Here is a 19,334-nt window from a genome sequence, read left to right as displayed (position 1 = left end):
GGAACTATGAGAGTATCACACTTGACGACAAATACCTTCTGGAAGGGTGAATCAGGTGTCAGTGCCCTGGTGGAGGATCAGGGAAAGGAATATAAGGCAAATTTGCATATCAAGGGTAGTCAGGTTTTTGACTACTCTTGTTCTTGTGCCCAGGGAAATTCTTACCGCGGGATGTGTCCTCACTGCAAAGCTCTGTTTGAGGTGTATAAAGAGCTGGACTCAAACCCTGGAAGGCCTGTACTCACTTCCCAGCAGGCAAGAGCCATGATCCGGGAATATACCAACCGGGAGGTATCCCGGATCATGAGCGAGGGAGAAGAGGAACAGGTGAAACTTTCCCTATCCCTCCTCATCAGCCGAAGAGAAGTGAAGCTGGAATTTAAGCTTGGGAAGGACCGGCTCTACATGGTGAAGGATCTGGCTGCATTTGCAAATGCGGTAGAAAACGGCACCTATGTGGAATACGGCAAAAATCTTGCGTTTCATCACAGCCCTTCTGCCTTTGCGAAGGAGAGCCGCCCCCTTCTGGAATTTGTGCTGGAGATTGTAAATGCATATTGTGAGCATTATGAACAGTTTCAGAAAAGTTCCTTTTCCACAAAACCAGTTCTGCGGTTTTTAAATTTAAGCCGCGCAAACCGGGACCGTTTTTTTGGAATCATGATGGGAGAGACCCTGGAATTTGAGGATTACAAGGGGCAGAAGCGGCAGCTGATGATCGTTGACCGCAATCCCAACTTAAAGGTTACGGTAAAGCGTCAGGGACGGGATGGAGTTTTGGTGTCCGTTGACCGGGAGCTTTTGACCTTTGAGGGGGAACACCGCTTATATCTTGCAGATATGAAATACTTATACTGCTGTGACCAGCCCTGCAGTGAGGCCCTCTCCGTGTTTCTGGGGCAGATGATGGAAGGATTTAAACCTACCTATGAAACGGAAATCAATGACAAGGATATGCCTCTTTTTTATGAACGGGTTTTAAAAAGGATTGCTGCCTACTGCACCATAGATTCCAAAGAACTGGATCTGGAAGCTTATAAACCGGAGGAGTTAAAGGCGAGGTTTGATTTTGATTCCGATGGGCAGGGCGGGCTGATTTTAAAGCCGACCCTTTCCTATGGGGACTATTCCTTCCAGCCGGTGGAAGATGAGCGCCTGCCCCGCACCGTTTGCCGGGATGTGCCGGGAGAGTTCCGCATCAGCCGCCTGATAACCCGCTACTTTAAATATAAGGAATATGAATCGGAATATCCGGCCATTCGGGATGATGAGGAAGCGGTATACCGGTTACTTACTTCAGGGATGAGTGAGTTCATGGCGTTGGGAGAAGTCTATTTTTCCGAATCCTTTAAAAAGTTAAAAGTTCTTCCTCCTCCCAAGGTATCCATCGGAGTCCGGAGTGTAGGGAACTGGCTGGAACTGGATGTGGATACGGCAGGGCTGTCAGGAGAGGACTTAAGCAGGCTTTTGGAAGTATATAGCCAGAAAAAGAAGTATTACCGCTTAAAAAGCGGGGAGTTTATAAATCTTGACGACAACGGGCTTATGACGGTTGCAAAGCTGATTGAGGGCTTATCTGCTGACCCTGACAAGCTGGGCAAGTCGTTCCGCCTGCCTAAATACAGGGCGCTTTATCTGGACAGCATTTTAAAAGAAGGAAACGGCATTACCCTTTACCGGGACCAGCTCTATAAGGCGGTGGTTCGGGGAATGAAGTCTGTGGAGGACAGTGATTTTGAGGTCCCCCAGCCTCTGCGCCATGTGCTGAGAGGATATCAAAAGACGGGATACCGCTGGCTTAAGACGTTGGACAGCTATGGCTTTGGCGGAATCCTTGCCGATGATATGGGACTTGGAAAGACCATCCAGATCATAGCCCTGCTCCTTGATGAAGCAGGTAAAAAGGAACATACAACTTCCCTTATCGTCTGCCCTGCATCCTTGGTATACAACTGGGAGAATGAATTTCACATTTTTGCTCCTTCTCTTAAAGTTACTACGATCACCGGCCAGGCAGGGGAGCGGGAAGAGCTTTTAATGCATACGGATGAGGAAGATGTGCTGATCACATCCTATGACTTATTAAAACGGGATATTGATTTTTATAAGGATAAGTTCTTCCGGTTTCAGGTCATTGATGAGGCCCAATACATCAAAAATGCATCCACTCAGAGTGCAAAAGCGGTAAAAAGCATTGATGCAGGAAACCGGTTTGCTTTAACCGGTACTCCCATTGAAAACCGTTTATCAGAGCTATGGAGCATTTTTGATTTCCTGATGCCGGGATTTCTCTTTTCTTATCGTAAATTTAAAAAAGAATATGAAATTCCCATTGTCAGGGAACAGGAACGGCCGGCGCTGGAGAGCCTTCACCGCCTGATCGGCCCCTTCCTTTTAAGGCGGCTTAAGAAAGATGTGCTGAAAGAATTGCCGGACAAGCTGGAAACCATTGTTTATTCCGCTTTTGACAAAGAGCAAAAAGAGCTGTATGCGGCAAACGCATTCCGCTTAAAGCAGGAGCTTGAAAATTTAGATGGCAGTTCGGGAAGGGATAATATCCAGATCCTTTCGGCGCTTACAAGACTCCGTCAGATCTGCTGTGATCCTCATTTGTGCTATGAGAATTACAGAGGCGCATCTGCAAAGCTGGAAACCTGCATTGACCTGGTTCGGAACGGGGTAGAAGGCGGGCACAAGATCCTGCTCTTTTCCCAGTTTACCTCTATGCTTGATGTGATCGGTCAAAGACTGAAAAAAGAGGCGGTTCCATTCTATATGCTGACCGGAGCAACTCCGAAAGAAGATAGGCTCCATATGGTAAATTCCTTTAAAGACGATGAGATCCCCTTATTCCTGATTTCCTTAAAGGCAGGCGGTACTGGACTTAACCTGACTGCGGCGGATGTGGTCATACACTTTGATCCATGGTGGAATGTGGCAGCTCAGAACCAGGCCACGGACCGGGCCCACCGGATCGGCCAGGAGAAACAGGTGAGCGTATTCAAGCTGATCACAAAGGGGACGATTGAGGAAAATATTTTAAAGCTTCAGGAATCCAAAAAAGATTTGGCGGAACAGATTATTACAGAGGGAACCGTGTCCTTAAGTAATCTGACCAAAGAGGATTTATTGGGGCTTTTGGATATATAGTTAATTGAATGAAAGGATGGATAAGTGATGAAAGTACTAATGTTAAATGGGAGCCCTCATGAGAGAGGCTGTACCAACCGTGCCCTCCTTGAGGTGGAATGGGCCTTGAATGAGGAAGGCATTGTGACAGAGATCCTTCACGTAGGGAGCCAGTCTGTCCATGGATGTATTGCCTGTCAGAAGTGTTCAGAAACAGGAAGATGCGTATTTACTTATGATTTGGTTAATCAGGTGCTTGATAAAATGGAAACAGCGGATGGGCTGATCGTAGGTTCCCCTGTTCATTATGCTTCTCCCAACGGCACCGTGCTTTCCTTCCTGGACCGTTTGTTTTATGCAGGAAGGGATTTTGCCTTTAAGCCTGGAGCAGCTGTTGTGTCCGCCCGGAGAGCAGGAACCACCGCTTCTCTTGATGTTTTAAACAAATATTTTACCATTGCCCAGATGCCGGTGGTTTCTTCCACTTACTGGAACATGGTTCACGGATTTACACCTCAGGAGGTGGAGCAGGATTTGGAAGGGCTTCACACCATGAGAGCTCTCGGAAAAAATATGGCATGGCTTTTAAAATGTCTTGAGGTAGGAAAGGCCGCAGGAATCAGCCTTCCCGCCTGGGAAGAAATCCCAAGGACAAATTTCATACGATAAACAAGAAAAAATTCCCTTTACTTTTTTTGGTTGTGGTGTATAATGAGATAGGCACTATATGTAGTGATTCAAAACTTAGAGATACAAAATATAGAAGAGGTTAAGGTGACAGGGATGATTAAAGTTCAAAAACGTGACGGCAGAATTGTGGAATATGACAGAGAAAAAATCATTACAGCCATTCGGAAAGCCAATGCAGAGGTGGAAGCTTCTGAGCGGGCCGGAGAAGAAATGATTGATACAATACTGGATCATGTGGAGAGAGATAACGAAGGCGTGATCAGTGTGGAAGCAATTCAGGACATGATCGAGAGCAGTCTGGTAAATAAGAACAAATATACGCTTTCCAAAAAATACATCATTTACCGTTACCAGAGGGCTCTGCTTCGGAAGGCAAACACAACCGATGAGTCTATCTTAAAGCTGATTAAAAATGAGAACAAGGAACTGGCAGAAGAAAATTCCAACAAGAATACCATTCTGGCATCGACTCAGAGAGATTACATCGCAGGAGAGGTGTCCAGAGACTTAACCAGAAGAATGCTGCTTCCGGAGAGGATTTCACTTGCCCATGACCAGGGCTCCATTCACTTCCACGATGCGGATTATTTCGTACAGCCGATTTTTAACTGCTGTCTGATCAATATCGGTGATATGCTGGATAACGGTACCGTGATGAATGAAAAAATGATCGAGAGTCCTAAGAGTTTTCAGGTGGCGTGTACGGTCATGACCCAGATCATAGCGGCTGTTGCCAGTAACCAGTACGGCGGCCAGTCCGTAGATATCCGTCATTTGGGAAAATATTTAAGAAAAAGCAATGATAAATTCCATAAGCAGATCCGTGTAGAATTCGGGGATACGATTTCTCCTGAGATGGTGGAAAAGATGGCTGCCATCCGTCTGAGAGATGAGTTAAAATCCGGAGTCCAGACCATTCAGTACCAGATCAACACCTTAATGACAACCAACGGACAGGCACCCTTTGTAACCCTGTTCCTATGCCTTGATGATAACGATGAATACTTAAAGGAAAATGCCATGATCGTGGAGGAGGTCCTCCGCCAGCGGCTTGAGGGGATCAAGAACGAAGCAGGCGTATATGTCACTCCTGCATTTCCTAAACTGATCTATGTTTTAGATGAGAGTAACTGCTTAAAGGGCGGAAGATATGATTACATAACGAAGCTGGCGGTGAAATGCTCTTCTAAACGCATGTACCCGGATTATATTTCTGCTAAGAAAATGCGGGAAAATTACGAAGGGAATGTATTCAGCTGCATGGGCTGCCGGAGCTTCCTGTCTACATGGAAGGATGAGAATGGCAATTACAAGTTTGAGGGAAGATTTAATCAGGGAGTGGTAAGCCTTAACCTGCCGCAGATCGGTATTCAGGCAAAGGGTGACGAAGATACGTTCTGGAAGATTTTGGATGAACGTCTGGATCTATGCTATGAGGCTCTGATGTGCAGACATAAGTCCCTGGAAGGCACACTTTCCGATGTAAGTCCGATTCACTGGCAGTACGGTGCCATTGCAAGGCTTAAAAAAGGTGAAACGATCGACCAGCTCCTTCAAAATGGCTATTCTACCATATCTTTGGGATACATCGGCCTTTATGAGACGACAAAGCTTATGAAGGGGGTTAGCCAGACAGATCCGGTAGGAGAAGAGTTTGCTCTTCGCGTCATGAATTATATGCGGAAGGTTGTAGACCAGTGGAAAAAGCAGACCGGCCTTGGCTTCGGCTTATACGGGACACCAGCGGAATCTCTCTGCTACCGGTTTGCCAAAATTGACCGGGAGCGGTTCGGAAACATACCTGATGTGACGGACAAAGGTTATTACACCAACTCCTATCACGTTGATGTGCGGGAATCCATTGATGCATTCAGCAAATTCACCTTTGAAAGCCAGTTCCAGAATATTTCCTCCGGCGGGGCCATTTCCTATGTGGAGGTTCCCAATATGCAGAACAATCTGGAAGCAATGGAAGAAGTGGTGAAATTCATTTACGATAACATCCAGTACGCAGAGTTTAACACCAAATCAGATTATTGCCAGGAATGCGGTTTTGACGGTGAGATCATCATCAATGAAGATATGGATTGGGAATGCCCTCAGTGCCATAACAAAGATAAGAAGCGGATGAATGTGACCAGAAGAACCTGCGGTTATCTGGGAGAGAATTTCTGGAACACCGGAAAGACAAAAGAGATCAAATCCAGGGTTCTTCATCTATAGGAGGTGTGCCATGAATTATGCAACCATAAAGCCTACGGATGTAGCGAACGGCCCGGGGGTCAGGGTGTCGTTGTTTGTCAGCGGATGCAATCACCGCTGCAAGGAGTGTTTTAATTCCGAAGCCTGGGATTTCCATTACGGCCAGGAATATGGTCCGGAAACCGGCTCAAAGATACTGGAATATTTAGACCATCCCTATATTGCAGGCTTAAGCCTACTGGGGGGAGAGCCCATGGATCCCAAAAATCAGAAGGGCATCCTGTCTTTGATAGAGAAAGTAAAGGAGCGTTTTCCGGAAAAGACGATCTGGTGCTACACCGGTTATGATTTTGAAAAGGATATTCTGGGAGACATGACTGGAAAGCTTCCAGAGACAAGGCGGATCTTAGACTGTCTGGATGTCATGGTAGACGGAAAGTTTGAAGTGGAAAAAAAGGATTTAAAGCTGCGGTTTAAAGGGTCATCCAATCAGAGGATCATTAAAGTGCAGGAATCCCTTGATATGGGAAAGCTTGTATTGTGGGAATAAAAACAGGGTATTTTGCAGTCCGCCGTAAAGGCGGCGGCAAAATACCCTGTTTTAGCTTCTTACCGTTTAAAACCGGCCACTTACCCATAATCCCTGTAAAAACCGGTTCTAATATGATATGATGAAATGGCAGTCAGGAGGAAGCAGTATGAAGGTCAATATTAAAACAGTCAGCCATGATGCGGAAGAATCTGCGGAGTTGTACATCCATGAGCGGGATGAGGCGGTGGACCGTCTTGCAGAATATTTAGAACAGGACTTGTTCCGGTCGGTAACGCTCTTGTGCCAGAGGGAAGAAAAGATCTGCCGGGTTCCGAGCACAGAAATTTATTTGATTGAAACGGTGAAGGAAAAGCAGGTGGTCCATACGAAAGAGGAAACCTATGAGACAAATAGGAGACTTTACGAACTGGAGCGGCTTCTTCCGTCTAATTTTATCCGGATATCCAAGTCTGTGATCATAAATATAGATAAGGTAAGGACCTATACTCCTATGCTCAATGGGCTTATGAAGGTCTCTATGATAAATTCCCAGGTGACTTATATTTCCAGGAAATATTTAAAAGAGGTAAAAGACAGGATTTTGGAGGTGAGGCATTATGAATAGGAACGAGGGAAAAAGAGAGCTTTTTTGGGAAATTCTGTTTTCCGGAGCCGATTTGGGGATGATTTTATTTGTAGGTGCTTTCATGGGACTTTGGCTTTTCTCCGGCAGACAGGGGCTGGAGATCGTCATGGACCGCCTGGGCCTGTTTTTTCTCATTCATCTTGCGGCAGGCTGCCTGTTCCAGCTCTTAAAACAGCTGCCTGAAATGGATTTAAGCTGGCTGCGGGGCATGGCTTTTATGTACTGGTTTGATATTTTATTAGTTCTCTTATTGTTTCTTGCTGCATTTCTTCCGGATTATTTAAGATACATGATCTTATCGGATGCTGTGGTGCTTGTGGGGAGATGGGCGTTAAATTACCTTTATGCAAAGCATACTGCCAATGAACTGAATAAAGCAAAGGGAGGACGTACCCTTGTCATTGATTTAAATGAAAAGCCAGGCACTAAAGAAGAATTTTTCTCTGTCCTGGAAAATTACTGCATCAAAAACCGCTTGAGCCTGGAATATATAGAACGGGATATTCCGGCTGTGGTTAAGCTTGACGGAGTCTTTCATGAGGTGGATTTAAGGAGTTACTATACGTATGGAGGACCTGTGTATACCATGGACATTACAAAGCTTTAATTGGCAAGTCAGGATACTATCCGAGTATGAGAGTGTTCACAAACCTGGGAACCTATGGTAAAATAGAGGAAATAGAATGAACAGGACAGGAGCGGAACATGATTGACAATCCAAACAAAAGCGAAAAAACAAAATACCGTCTGGCCGATTCCATAAAGGATTGCATGAAAACCAAACCCGTGGATAAAATTACGGTACAGAACATTGTGGACGGGTGTGGGATGACCAGACAAACCTTTTACCGTAATTTTAAAGATAAGTACGATTTGATCAACTGGTATTTTGACAAGCTGGTGCTGGAATCCTTTGCCCAGATCGGGGTGGATAAAACCGTACGTCAGAGCCTGAAGGAAAAATTCGAATTTATCAAGAAGGAAAAGGTATTCTTTACGGAGGCGTTCCGTTCTGACGATTATAACTCTTTAAAAGAACATGATTTTGAACTGATCATGGGATTTTATACGGAACTTATCACCAGGAAGAGACAGGAGATGCTTTCGGAAGAAATCCAGTTTCTTCTTGAGATGTATTGCAGAGGTTCCGTATACATGACGGTGAAATGGGTCCTTTCGGGCATGAAGCAGACTCCGTCCGAGATGGCGGAAAGTCTGACAGAAGCCATGCCGCCTAAGCTGGAAACGGTATTTTCAGAAGTAGGCCTGATTTAGTCATGATTGCCATAAAGGAAAAGTTACAGTTTGTATCTTTTGTAACAATTGTTACAAAGTATACGGATTGTAACTTTATTTTTTGCCTACATGTTGTTAAAATAATAACATAATAACATGTCAAATTATTAAGGAGAAGGAGAGGTTATCATGGCAAACAGGATTGTATTAAACGAAACATCATATCACGGCTCCGGTGCAATTTTAGAGATTCCGGGCGAGGTAAAAAGAAGAGGATTTCAAAAGGCATTTCTTGCATCAGATCCCGACTTAATTAAGTTTAACGTAACCTCAAAGATCACAAAGATCCTGGAAGAAAACGAAATGGAGTATGAGATCTATTCAGATATCAAGCCAAACCCGACCATCGAAAATGTCCAGACAGGGGTGGAGGCATTTAAAACGTCAGGAGCGGATTATATCATAGCGGTCGGCGGCGGCTCTTCCATGGATACGGCTAAAGCCATCGGCATCATCATTGCAAATCCGGAATACGAAGATGTAAGAAGCTTAGAAGGAGTGGCTCCCACTAAAAAACCAAGCGTACCGATTATCGCGGTTCCCACCACAGCAGGTACGGCAGCGGAAGTTACCATCAACTACGTGATCACTGATGTGGAAAAGAAACGCAAATTTGTCTGTGTGGATCCACATGATATTCCCATTGTTGCCATCGTTGATCCGGACATGATGGCCAGCATGCCAAAGGGCCTGACTGCCGCTACAGGCATGGACGCCTTGACCCATGCAATCGAAGGTTATATTACAAAGGGTGCCAATCCCATCACAGATATGTTCAATTTAAAGGCAGTTGAATTAATAGGAAAAAGCTTAAGAGGAGCCGTGGACAATACCGCCGAAGGCCGGGAAGGCATGGCATTGGGCCAGTACATTACAGGTATGGGATTTTCAAACTGCGGACTTGGTATCGTGCATTCCATGGCACATGCACTTGGCGCTGTTTATGACACGCCTCATGGGGTGGCAAACGCCATTCTGCTTCCTACCATCATGGAATTCAACGCCGAAACAACCGGTGAGAAGTACCGTGACATTGCAAGGGCAATGGGCGTGGAAGGAACTGAGAGCATGACGGAAGAAGAATACCGCAAGGCAGCGGTTGATTCGGTCAAAAAACTGTCTGTAGATGTAGGGATACCGGCTGATTTAACACAGATTGTAAAAGAAGAGGATGTGCAGTTCCTGGCAGAATCCGCAGCGGCAGATGCATGCGCTCCGGGAAATCCCAGGGAAGCCAGTTTGGAAGATATCATTAAACTGTATCGTTCCCTTATGTAATACACGTTCCACAGGAGGGTATCTCAAAGATTTATGATCTTTGGAATGCCTTCCTGTTTTTTCAGGTATAAAACCCATTGGATCCAACAATCAGGAAAGTTTATGGGGAAAAACGGATGCAAAAATACGGGGAAGATGATATGATTAATAAACAGGAGAGAATCCATGCAAAATAATGAGAATCATAAGAAGGACTGTATAAATGACAGATACAAAGAATGATTTTTCAAAAGGAAACGTAGTGGAAAACATATTAGGGCTGGCCGTCCCCATGACATTGGCTCAGCTGATCAATGTGCTTTACAATATCGTAGACAGAATTTACATAGGAAGGCTTCCGGAAAATGCGACCATGGCATTAACAGGACTTGGCCTGTGTCTTCCCATCATTTCCATTGTCATAGCCTTTGCCAATTTATTCGGCATGGGCGGTGCGCCTTTGTGCTCCATTGAGAGGGGGCGGGGTAATGATAAAGAAGCGGAAAAGATCATGGGTAATTCCTTTGTCCTCCTGGTGGCTTTTGGTCTGGGGCTTACCGTTTTGGGTCTGATTTTAAAAAAGCCCATGCTGTATTTGTTCGGTGCCAGCGATCTTACTTATCCGTATGCGGATCAATACATCAGCATTTACCTGCTTGGCAATGTTTTCGTTATGATTGGCCTTGGGATGAACAGCTTTATCAACTCTCAGGGATTTGGAACGATAGGGATGGTAACGGTTCTTTTGGGAGCGGTTGCCAATATTATTTTAGACCCCATATTTATTTTTGTTCTGGATATGGGGGTAAGAGGCGCGGCCCTTGCCACCATATTGTCTCAGTTTCTTTCTGCTCTCTGGATTGTTAAATTCCTGACAGGAAAGAAAGCGATTTTAAAGCTTAGGACCTCCTGCTTTCGATTGAGAAAACACAGGGTGAAAAATATCATTGCCCTTGGAATGTCAGGCTTTACCATGTCCATTACCAACAGCCTGGTACAGATCATGTATAATGCTTCCTTACAGCACTATGGCGGCGATTTGTATGTGGGAGTTATGACCGTCATCAATTCGGTCCGGGAGGTAATCTCCATGCCTGTAAGCGGAATTACCAATGGTGCGCAGCCGGTCATGGGCTTTAATTACGGGGCAGAAAAATATGACCGGGTAAAACGGGCAATTATTTTTACATCAGTAGTTTCCATCTCATATACCACAGTCATGTGGGGGCTGGTCCATGGCTTTACGGAGTTTTTTATCCGAATTTTCAATCAGGAAGAAGCACTGATAAAGGCAGGTGTACCGGCGATGCGGATCTATTACTTCGGCTTCTTTTTCATGTCCCTGCAGTTTGCCGGCCAGTCTGTGTTTGTGGCACTGGGAAAAGCAAGAAAAGCGGTATTTTTCTCCATCTTCCGCAAGGTGGTGATCGTGATTCCTCTGATCCTCATCCTACCGGGGTTGCTTGGAAACGGGGTGGCAGGGGTCTTTATGGCGGAGCCGGTTTCCAATCTCATCGGAGGAGGAGCCTGCTTTATAACCATGCTGGTGACCATATGGCCGGAGCTTAGTGAAAAAAGAAAACAGTAAAAGGAGAAAAGTATGAAAACCATAACCAGGGATTATATTACAAATGTTCTTGCAAAGGAGAATCCGCCCTGCGGCAGGATCATGGCAGGAGAAATCGTGGCCTTTGAGACCTACGACTGCTTTACAAACCAGTTTCTTCCGGAAGAGGCTACCTTTGAAAATGTCATAAGAAAGCCAGGGAATCCGGCTACAGGGCCTCTCTATATTGAGGGAGCGATGCCGGGAGATATGCTTAAGATTGATATTCTGGATATTGAAATGGGCCCTGTGGGTATTGTCATGCTAGGGCCTGGCAGCGGAAGCGAAAAGGAGGAATTTCCCCGGAAAGTATTAAGGCGGGTGCCTGTAAAGGGAGGATATGCCTATTTCAATGAACGGGTCAAAATCCCGGTAAAACCCATGATCGGCGTCATCGGAGTGGCACCGGCAGGCGAGGGAGTATCCACCATCACCCCCATGGACCATGGCGGAAATATGGATTGCACTCAGATCAAAAAGGGAGCATCCTTATATCTGCCTGTATTTGCGGAGGGAGCTCTTTTGTCCATGGGAGATTTTCATGCTGTCATGGGAGACGGCGAAGTGGAGGACTGCGGTCTGGAAATAGAAGGACGGGCTATCGTCCGGGTGAGCGTAGTGAGAAATAAAAACTGCGTTTCCTATCCAATGATCGAAACAGAGGATAAGCTTATCACCCTTGCATCCAGGGAACAGGTGGAGGAGGCCTGGCGGGCGGCTTCCAGGCAGATGTATGAGTTTATGAAGGAAAAGGTTGGGATGGATTATGAGGAAGCCGGCATGCTGCTTACCATGACCGGGGACCTTGTCATCTGCCAGACAGTAAACCCGATGAAGACGGTGAGAATGGAACTTCCCCGCCATATAACTCAAAGTTATGGTTTTGATTCCATTTCGGTTTAGTAAATAAAGCCTAAGATTCTTGACAGCCAACCCTTTTTGGAAGATAATGATAGATAAATTACAATAACTGACAGATATGCCGGTAAGGGAAAGGAAGAGTATCAATGCAGACAATCAGAATCGAAAAAACAACTTGCCCGAAAGAAAAACCAGGCAATGATAACCCGTTGACATTTGGAACCATATTTACGGATCATATGTTTGAGGTGGACTATGAAGAGGGAAAGGGCTGGTATGATCCCAGGATCGTGCCTTATCATAAGCTGGAGCTGGACCCTTCTTCCATGGTATTCCATTACGGACAGGAGATGTTCGAGGGCTTAAAGGCATACAAGACAGAAGACGGCAGGGTCTTGCTGTTCCGTCCTGATAAGAATATCGAGCGTGCCAACAGAAGCAACCGAAGGCTTTGCATACCGGAGATTCCGGAAGATCTGTTTTTAGAAGGGTTAAAGACAGTTGTAGACGTAGATCAGGATTGGATCCCTACAAAACCGGGAACCTCCCTTTATATCAGGCCCTTTGTAATTGCTACCGACCCATTTTTAGGGGTCAGGCCTTCCAACACCTATAAGTTCATGATCATCTTATCGCCTGTTGGAGCTTATTATGCCAGTGGCCTTGATCCGGTCAAGATATGGATCGAGGATGAATATGTGAGAGCGGTAAAGGGCGGCATCGGTGAAGCTAAGACAGGGGGGAATTACGTTGCTTCCCTTGCTTCTCAGGTAAAGGCTCATGATGAAGGCTATTCCCAGGTGTTATGGCTTGACGGCGTTTACCGGAAATACATCGAAGAAGTAGGTGCCATGAACATCTTCTTTAAGATCAACGGCGTGGTCATCACCCCGGAGCTAAACGGAAGCATTCTCCCGGGCGTTACCAGGGATTCCGTCATTGCCCTGTGTAAAAAATGGGGAGTGGCTGTTGAAGAACGGAAGGTTTCGGTTGACGAGGTGGTTGCGGCGGCAAGATCCGGTGCAATGGAAGAATGCTTTGGTACAGGAACGGCAGCCGTTATATCCCCGGTTGGTGAGCTTCGGTTTGAGGAAGAGAGAATGTCTGTGGGAGGCGGTAAGATCGGAGAACTGACCCAGAAACTTTATGATGCCATTACCGGCATCCAGCTGGGCATGATTGAAGGGCCAGAGGGCTGGTCCGTGGAAGTAAAATAAATTTACAGAGTTTATCCGGCGGAGCTGATCCTATAGCGCCGCCGGAAGTTTTGAGGAATACAGAAAGATTAAGGGAGTCGGATATGACAGCGGTACTGTTAAAAGCAGTTTCATTTGTATCAATTATTATTATGGGATACCTGCTCAAACGGGCAGGTTTTTTTCAGGCAAAGGATTTTTACCTGATTTCCAGGATCGTGATCAAGATTACCCTTCCTGCAGCCATTGTTTCCAATTTCAGCAGGATCACCATGGATTACTCTATTCTTTTTGTATGTGTAATCGGATTTTTGTGCAATTGTGTGACGGTTGCCGCCGGGTATGTGATGTATGCCCGAAGAACAAAGGACGCAAGGGCTTTTGCAATGATCAACATGTCTGGTTATAATGTGGGAAATTTTACCATGCCCTTTGTACAGAGCTTTTTGAGTCCGGTTGGATTTGCAGCCACAAGCCTGTTTGATGCCGGGAATGCTGTTATGTGTACCGGAATGACTTACACCCTGGCCAGTATGGTGATCGGAGAGGAGGAAAAGCCTTCCTTGAAAAAGGCTGTGCTTAATCTTTTTTCCTCGGCTCCTTTTGATGCGTATGTCATAATGACTGCTTTAAGAATACTTAATATAAAGCTGCCTTCTGTTTTGGTCACCATTGCGGATACCGCAGGGGGAGCCAATGCGTTTCTTGCACTTTTAATGCTTGGCATTGGTTTTGAGATCCGTATGGAAAAGGAAAAGATGAGCCACATTCTCAGGATATTAGGAGTAAGGTATATTATTGCGGTTTTAATGGCAGTTGGGTTTTATTTTCTGGCACCCTTTGGACTTGATGTACGCCGGGCACTGGTGATCGTGTCTCTTGGCCCTGTGTCATCAGTGGCGCCTGCTTTTACCGGTGCATTAAACGGAGATATTGAGACAGCAAGCGCAATCAATTCCCTGTCAATTGTCATCAGCATAGCTGCAATTACGGCAGCTTTAATCATTCTTTTATAAAAAATTTTTTTATGACGCTTGACAAACGGCACAACCGTGTTATAATCTAAAGCTATAAAGCAATATAGAAAAAGCATTGACAAGACCAGTATCATATCAGGAAAGGCCAGAGAGAGGCGCGTTTGGTGAAAGCGTCTTACGGGAATGATATGAGAAGACCAGCTTGGAGCGTCCCGCAATGGGGAACGGTGATTCCGTTATCATCATACGAAGTGGTTTGAACGTGTAATTTGTTCACTCAAGTAAGGGTGGAACCGCGATTTCTTTGAATAGAGTCGTCCCTTTCTGTATGGAAGCATACAGAAAGGGGCTTTTTTTAGTTTCACAAGCGATTCACCGAACGGATATGCTTACTCGCTAATCCACTTTTGATAAACAAAACATTTAACATTATGTAAAGGAGATTGATGGCAAATGAAGATTACGTTAAAAGACGGCTCAGTCAAGGAATATGAACATGCAATGTCAGTGATTGACATCGCTTCCGATATAAGCGAAGGCCTGGCTAGAAATGCCTGCGCCGGCGAGGTGGATGGAAAGGTTGTGGATTTGAGGACCGAGGTTGATGGGGACTGCAGTTTAAGCATTCTTACGGTCAGCGATCCTGCAGGTCTTTCTGCTTACCGTCATACAGCAAGCCATATCCTGGCACAGGCTGTTAAAAGGCTGTATCCCCAGGCAAAGCTTGCAATCGGACCGTCCATTGAAAATGGATTCTATTATGATTTTGATATCCCTTCTTTTTCAAGAGAAGATCTTGACAAAATCGAAGGTGAGATGAAGAAAATCATAAAGGAAGGTGCAAAAATCGAGCGTTTTACCCTTCCAAGAGAAGAAGCTGTTAAATTTATGGAGGAAAAGGGCGAACCTTATAAGGTAGAACTGATTCAGGACCTTCCTGAGGATTCAGAAATTTCCTTCTATCGTCAGGGCGAGTTTACGGACCTTTGCGCAGGACCACACCTTATGAGCACCAAATCCGTCAAGGCATTTAAGCTCACTTCTTCCTCCGGAGCATACTGGAGAGGCAGCGAGAAAAACGCTATGCTGACTCGTGTATACGGAACTGCTTTTGCTAAGAAGGAAGAGTTAAATGAATACCTGGAATATCTGGCAAACATTAAAAACCGGGATCATAACAAGCTGGGCCGTGACATGGAGATTTTCGCAACAGTTGATGTAATCGGCCAGGGACTTCCTTTATTAATGCCCAAGGGTGCAAAGATTGTCCAGACCTTACAGAGATGGATCGAGGATGAGGAAGAGAAGCGGGGCTATATGAGAACAAAAACCCCTCTCATGGCAAAGAAGGATTTATATGTCATTTCCGACCACTGGGATCACTATAAGGAAGGAATGTTTGTACTGGGGAATGAGGAAACAGATGATGAGGTATTTGCTCTCCGTCCAATGACCTGCCCATTCCAGTACTATGTTTACAAACAGAGCCAGAAATCCTACCGTGATCTGCCTTGCAGATACGGCGAAACCTCTACTCTGTTCCGCAACGAGGATTCCGGCGAGATGCATGGCTTGACCCGTGTACGCCAGTTTACTATTTCTGAAGGTCACTTAATCGTACGTCCTGATCAGATTGAAGAGGAATTTAAGGGCTGTGTAGATCTGGCAAAATACTGTCTCACAACACTTGGCCTGGAAGGCGATGTAACGTATCAAATGTCCAAATGGGATCCAAATAATGCGGATCATTATATGGGCACACCGGAGATGTGGGATGAAGTGGAAGGCATGATGCGCAAGATCCTTGACCACATTGGAATCGAATATACGGAAGCTGCCGGAGAAGCGGCATTCTACGGACCTAAGCTGGATATTCAGGCAAAGAACGTATATGGTAAGGAAGATACCATGATTACCATTCAGCTGGATATGTTCTTAGCAGACCGCTTTGATATGAGCTTCGTGGATAAGGATGGAACAAATAAACGTCCTTATATCATCCACAGAACTTCCATGGGCTGCTATGAAAGAACCCTGGCCTGGCTGATTGAAAAATACGAGGGAGCATTCCCCACATGGTTATGTCCTGAGCAGGTTCGCGTTCTTCCGATCTCTGAAAAATACCATGATTACGCAGAAAAAGTTGCGGCTCAGTTAAAGGATAACGGCGTTCTGGCAACGGTTGATGAGCGTGCGGAAAAGATCGGATACAAGATCCGTGAGGCGCGTCTGTCAAAGCTTCCATATATGCTGGTGGTAGGCCAGAAAGAGGAGGAAGAAGGTGTCGTATCTGTCCGCAGCCGTTTTAACGGCGATGAGGGACAGCGTCCGCTTTCCGATTTCATTGATGATATCTGCCGCGAGATCCGTACAAAGGAAATCAAAAAGGTAAATATAACAGAAGAAACAAAATAAGATCTATCATGGCTTAAGGAAAAGAAGGAAAATATTCGTGAGAATATTTTCCTTCCGCTGCGTGCATAATAATCCTGAAACATTATCTTAGGTAAGAATGCCAGGAGGAAATAGGCCATGACAAAATTAGATTGTAATGTAACAAGCTGTCTTCATAATTCAGATAATTATTGCTGTAAGTCCGCCATTATTGTAGAAGGATCCCAGGCAAAGGACAGCTATGATACCTGCTGTGGAAGCTTTGATGAGAATAAGGACGGTTCTTTCCATAACTTATTCAAGACTCCGGAAAGCCGTCTGGAAGTGGACTGCGAAGCTGTCAACTGCGTTTACAATGAAGGCCGCCACTGTTCTGCGGAGCATATTGGAATCGCAGGGGACGGTGCGAATGCAGCAGAGCATACCGAATGCTCCACCTTTAAAACCAAATAAACATTAAAAAAAGATGCGCCGGGAGAAAATTCCTGACGCATCTTATTTAAATAGCCGAACGGATCATAAGATCATAACAAAGGTTCCTGCCGTAATCAAAAGGATGCCTATGAGCTTTTTCATAGTGAATTGTTCATGGAGAATAAGAAATGCCAGGATCACAGTGAGAACGATGCTTAGCTTATCTACGGGAACTACCTTGGAAGCCTCTCCGATTTGAAGGGCCTTGTAATAGCAAATCCATGAGAGGCCGGTAGCAATGCCGGACAGGATGAGAAAGATCCAGCTTTTCCTGCTTATTTCAGAGAGACCGGTCTGGGCACCTGTGAGAAAAACGATCAGCCAGGCCATAAGTACCACAACAACTGTCCGGATGGCCGTAGCCAGATTGGAATTGACTCCTTCGATTCCCATTTTAGCCAAAATAGAAGTGAATGCGGCAAAAACAGAGGAAAGAAGAGCGAAAGCAAACCACATAAAAAGCGCCTCCTGATTCGTTTATTTTATTGCATACTACCATTGTAGCTCTCCCGATAGAAAGTTGCAAGATAAACCTAAAAAGGAAAAAAAGGATAGTGTTTTAAAAAATATGTTGACAGAAAGACAAATATATAGTATTATTATGAAAGTTGTGAAAACAGCAAACAGGAAAGTAGGTATCCGCCTCACCACGGCACGAGTAAGTGTCCCTGGTTCATAGCCTTTTGTACATAGGTTTACTGTGTAGAGACTTTGGTGGTGGATAGCGTCTGTCTATCTACTTTTTTTTATGCCTAAGGGCAAGCAATGTGGATTCCAGCCAACACACACTATATAATGGAGGTGCACGACAATTAGCGATTTAATGATTAATGAACAGATCAGAGATAAGGAAGTTCTGTTGATTGGTGAAAACGGAGAAAAATTGGGAATCATGTCTACCAGGGATGCTTTGCAGATGGCAAAGGAAGCAGAACTGGATTTGGTTAAGATTGCTCCGACTGCAAAACCACCGGTTTGTAAGATTATCGACTATGGTAAATATCGTTATGAACTGGCAAGGAAAGAAAAAGAAGCTAAAAAGAAACAGAAGGTAATCGAAGTAAAGGAAGTTCGTTTATCTCCTAACATTGACACCAACGATTTAAACACGAAGATGAGCGCCGCAAGGAAGTTCCTCGAAAAGGGAGATAAAGTTAAGGTAACCTTACGTTTCAGAGGTCGTGAGATGGCGCATATGTCAAAGTCAAGGTATATTCTGGACGACTTCGCTGAGAAGTTAGCAGATATCGCTGTTATTGACAAGCCGCCTAAGGTGGAAGGAAGAAGCATGGTTATATTTTTGAATGCAAAACGCCAGTAGAACTTATCAAGGAGGAAAATACAATGCCTAAATTAAAAACCAGTAAATCAGCTGCTAAACGCTTTAAAGTTACAGGAACGGGAAAGCTTGTAAGAAATAAAGCTTACAAATCTCACATCTTAACTAAGAAATCAACTAAGAGAAAAAGAAATCTTAGAAAAGATATCGTTACCGATGCAACAAATGCAAAAGTAATGAAGAAGATTTTACCATATTTATAGGATCTTAAGTTAAGAAGGAGGAAAAACCGATGGCAAGAATTAAAGGCGGTATGAACGCTAAGAAAAAACATAACAGAGTGTTAAAGATGGCTAAAGGCTACAGAGGCGCTCGTTCCAAACAGTATAGAATAGCAAAGCAGTCAGTCATGAGAGCATTAACAAGCTCCTATGCAGGCAGAAAAGAGAGAAAGAGACAGTTCAGACAGTTATGGATTGCTCGTATCAATGCTGCAGCGCGTATTAACGGTGTATCTTACAGCGTATTTATGCACGGCTTAAAGTTAGCTGGAGTTGATTTAAACAGAAAAGTTCTGGCTGACATGGCAGTGAATGATGCAGAAGGCTTCGCAAAATTAGCAGAACTGGCTAAGTCCAAAGTGGCTTAATCGAATATTCAAACCTCGGAAACCTCGTGTTTACGGGGTTTTTTTGATGCCGCGAGCTCTTAAAAACGAGTGAATTTTGATTCGTAATATATGCGCAATATACGTATGATATACGCGCAATATACAAGCACATTTAGAACTTAGCA

At 44.8% G+C, this 19,334-nt stretch carries 18 protein-coding genes; 17 read left to right on the top strand and 1 reads right to left on the bottom strand.

Going from position 1 to position 19,334, the window contains the following annotated elements:
• The first annotated feature begins 6 nt into the window (after positions 1-6).
• The 14 genes from BMX69_RS09400 (at position 7) to BMX69_RS09335 (ending at position 17,239) form a co-directional block, all read left to right on the top strand.
• Entirely contained in the window at positions 7-3,150 is a 3,144-nt protein-coding gene (locus BMX69_RS09400) for a DEAD/DEAH box helicase (protein WP_100042202.1), read from the top strand.
• 27 nt (positions 3,151-3,177) lie between these two features.
• Positions 3,178-3,798 carry a flavodoxin family protein gene (locus BMX69_RS09395; protein WP_100042201.1) on the top strand — a complete coding sequence of 207 codons (621 nt, stop codon included), beginning with the start codon at positions 3,178-3,180 and terminating at the stop codon, positions 3,796-3,798.
• Positions 3,799-3,912: 114 nt separating this feature from the next.
• Positions 3,913-6,042 carry an anaerobic ribonucleoside-triphosphate reductase gene (gene nrdD / locus BMX69_RS09390; protein WP_100042200.1) on the top strand — a complete coding sequence of 710 codons (2,130 nt, stop codon included), beginning with the start codon at positions 3,913-3,915 and terminating at the stop codon, positions 6,040-6,042.
• A gap of 10 nt (positions 6,043-6,052) precedes the next feature.
• Positions 6,053-6,571, top strand: a complete 519-nt coding sequence (gene nrdG, locus BMX69_RS09385; RefSeq protein WP_100042199.1) for an anaerobic ribonucleoside-triphosphate reductase activating protein — start codon at positions 6,053-6,055, stop codon at positions 6,569-6,571.
• 148 nt (positions 6,572-6,719) lie between these two features.
• Entirely contained in the window at positions 6,720-7,178 is a 459-nt protein-coding gene (locus BMX69_RS09380) for a LytTR family DNA-binding domain-containing protein (protein ID WP_100042198.1), read from the top strand.
• A complete protein-coding gene (locus BMX69_RS09375; RefSeq protein ID WP_100042197.1) occupies positions 7,171-7,806 on the top strand; it encodes a DUF4318 domain-containing protein in 636 nt (211 codons plus the stop codon). Before BMX69_RS09380 ends, BMX69_RS09375 begins: the two co-directional genes overlap by 8 nt.
• Positions 7,807-7,904: 98 nt before the next feature.
• On the top strand, positions 7,905-8,474 hold the full coding sequence (locus tag BMX69_RS09370) for a TetR/AcrR family transcriptional regulator C-terminal domain-containing protein (protein WP_174715209.1): 570 nt from the start codon (positions 7,905-7,907) through the stop codon (positions 8,472-8,474).
• A 150-nt stretch (positions 8,475-8,624) separates the two neighbouring features.
• Positions 8,625-9,773: a lactaldehyde reductase gene (gene fucO, locus BMX69_RS09365; RefSeq protein ID WP_100042196.1), complete on the top strand. Its 1,149-nt coding sequence runs from the start codon at positions 8,625-8,627 to the stop codon at positions 9,771-9,773.
• Positions 9,774-9,975: 202 nt separating this feature from the next.
• Positions 9,976-11,340: an MATE family efflux transporter gene (locus tag BMX69_RS09360; protein WP_100042195.1), complete on the top strand. Its 1,365-nt coding sequence runs from the start codon at positions 9,976-9,978 to the stop codon at positions 11,338-11,340.
• 12 nt (positions 11,341-11,352) lie between these two features.
• Positions 11,353-12,261 carry an acetamidase/formamidase family protein gene (locus tag BMX69_RS09355; RefSeq protein ID WP_054790003.1) on the top strand — a complete coding sequence of 303 codons (909 nt, stop codon included), beginning with the start codon at positions 11,353-11,355 and terminating at the stop codon, positions 12,259-12,261.
• Positions 12,262-12,365: 104 nt separating this feature from the next.
• Positions 12,366-13,436, top strand: coding sequence for a branched-chain amino acid aminotransferase (locus BMX69_RS09350; RefSeq protein WP_100042194.1), 1,071 nt, complete (start codon positions 12,366-12,368; stop codon positions 13,434-13,436).
• Positions 13,437-13,519: 83 nt separating this feature from the next.
• Positions 13,520-14,431, top strand: coding sequence for an AEC family transporter (locus BMX69_RS09345; protein ID WP_100042193.1), 912 nt, complete (start codon positions 13,520-13,522; stop codon positions 14,429-14,431).
• A 414-nt stretch (positions 14,432-14,845) separates the two neighbouring features.
• Positions 14,846-16,807 carry a threonine--tRNA ligase gene (thrS, locus tag BMX69_RS09340; RefSeq protein WP_054790004.1) on the top strand — a complete coding sequence of 654 codons (1,962 nt, stop codon included), beginning with the start codon at positions 14,846-14,848 and terminating at the stop codon, positions 16,805-16,807.
• A 117-nt stretch (positions 16,808-16,924) separates the two neighbouring features.
• Positions 16,925-17,239: a DUF1540 domain-containing protein gene (locus BMX69_RS09335; protein WP_054790005.1), complete on the top strand. Its 315-nt coding sequence runs from the start codon at positions 16,925-16,927 to the stop codon at positions 17,237-17,239.
• 63 nt (positions 17,240-17,302) lie between these two features.
• Here the strand turns inward: BMX69_RS09335 and BMX69_RS09330 are convergent, their stop codons facing one another.
• Positions 17,303-17,716, bottom strand: a complete 414-nt coding sequence (locus tag BMX69_RS09330) for an EamA family transporter (protein ID WP_054790006.1) — start codon at positions 17,714-17,716, stop codon at positions 17,303-17,305.
• A gap of 367 nt (positions 17,717-18,083) precedes the next feature.
• Here BMX69_RS09330 and infC point away from each other — a divergent pair, with 367 nt between their 5' ends.
• Genes infC through rplT form a run of 3 tightly spaced genes read left to right on the top strand, consistent with a single transcriptional unit; the run spans position 18,084 to position 19,188 of the window.
• Positions 18,084-18,581, top strand: coding sequence for a translation initiation factor IF-3 (gene infC / locus BMX69_RS09325; RefSeq protein ID WP_054790007.1), 498 nt, complete (start codon positions 18,084-18,086; stop codon positions 18,579-18,581).
• Positions 18,582-18,604: 23 nt separating this feature from the next.
• Positions 18,605-18,802, top strand: coding sequence for a 50S ribosomal protein L35 (rpmI, locus tag BMX69_RS09320; protein WP_013272956.1), 198 nt, complete (start codon positions 18,605-18,607; stop codon positions 18,800-18,802).
• Positions 18,803-18,831: 29 nt separating this feature from the next.
• A complete protein-coding gene (gene rplT / locus BMX69_RS09315) occupies positions 18,832-19,188 on the top strand; it encodes a 50S ribosomal protein L20 (protein WP_100042192.1) in 357 nt (118 codons plus the stop codon).
• Positions 19,189-19,334 lie beyond the last annotated feature (146 nt).

Origin of the sequence: Lacrimispora sphenoides JCM 1415, from assembly GCF_900105615.1 — a bacterium.
GTDB classification, from domain to species: domain Bacteria; phylum Bacillota; class Clostridia; order Lachnospirales; family Lachnospiraceae; genus Lacrimispora; species Lacrimispora sphenoides.
Note: the sequence above shows the minus strand (reverse complement) of the source record. Positions and strands in the feature narration are given on the sequence as shown.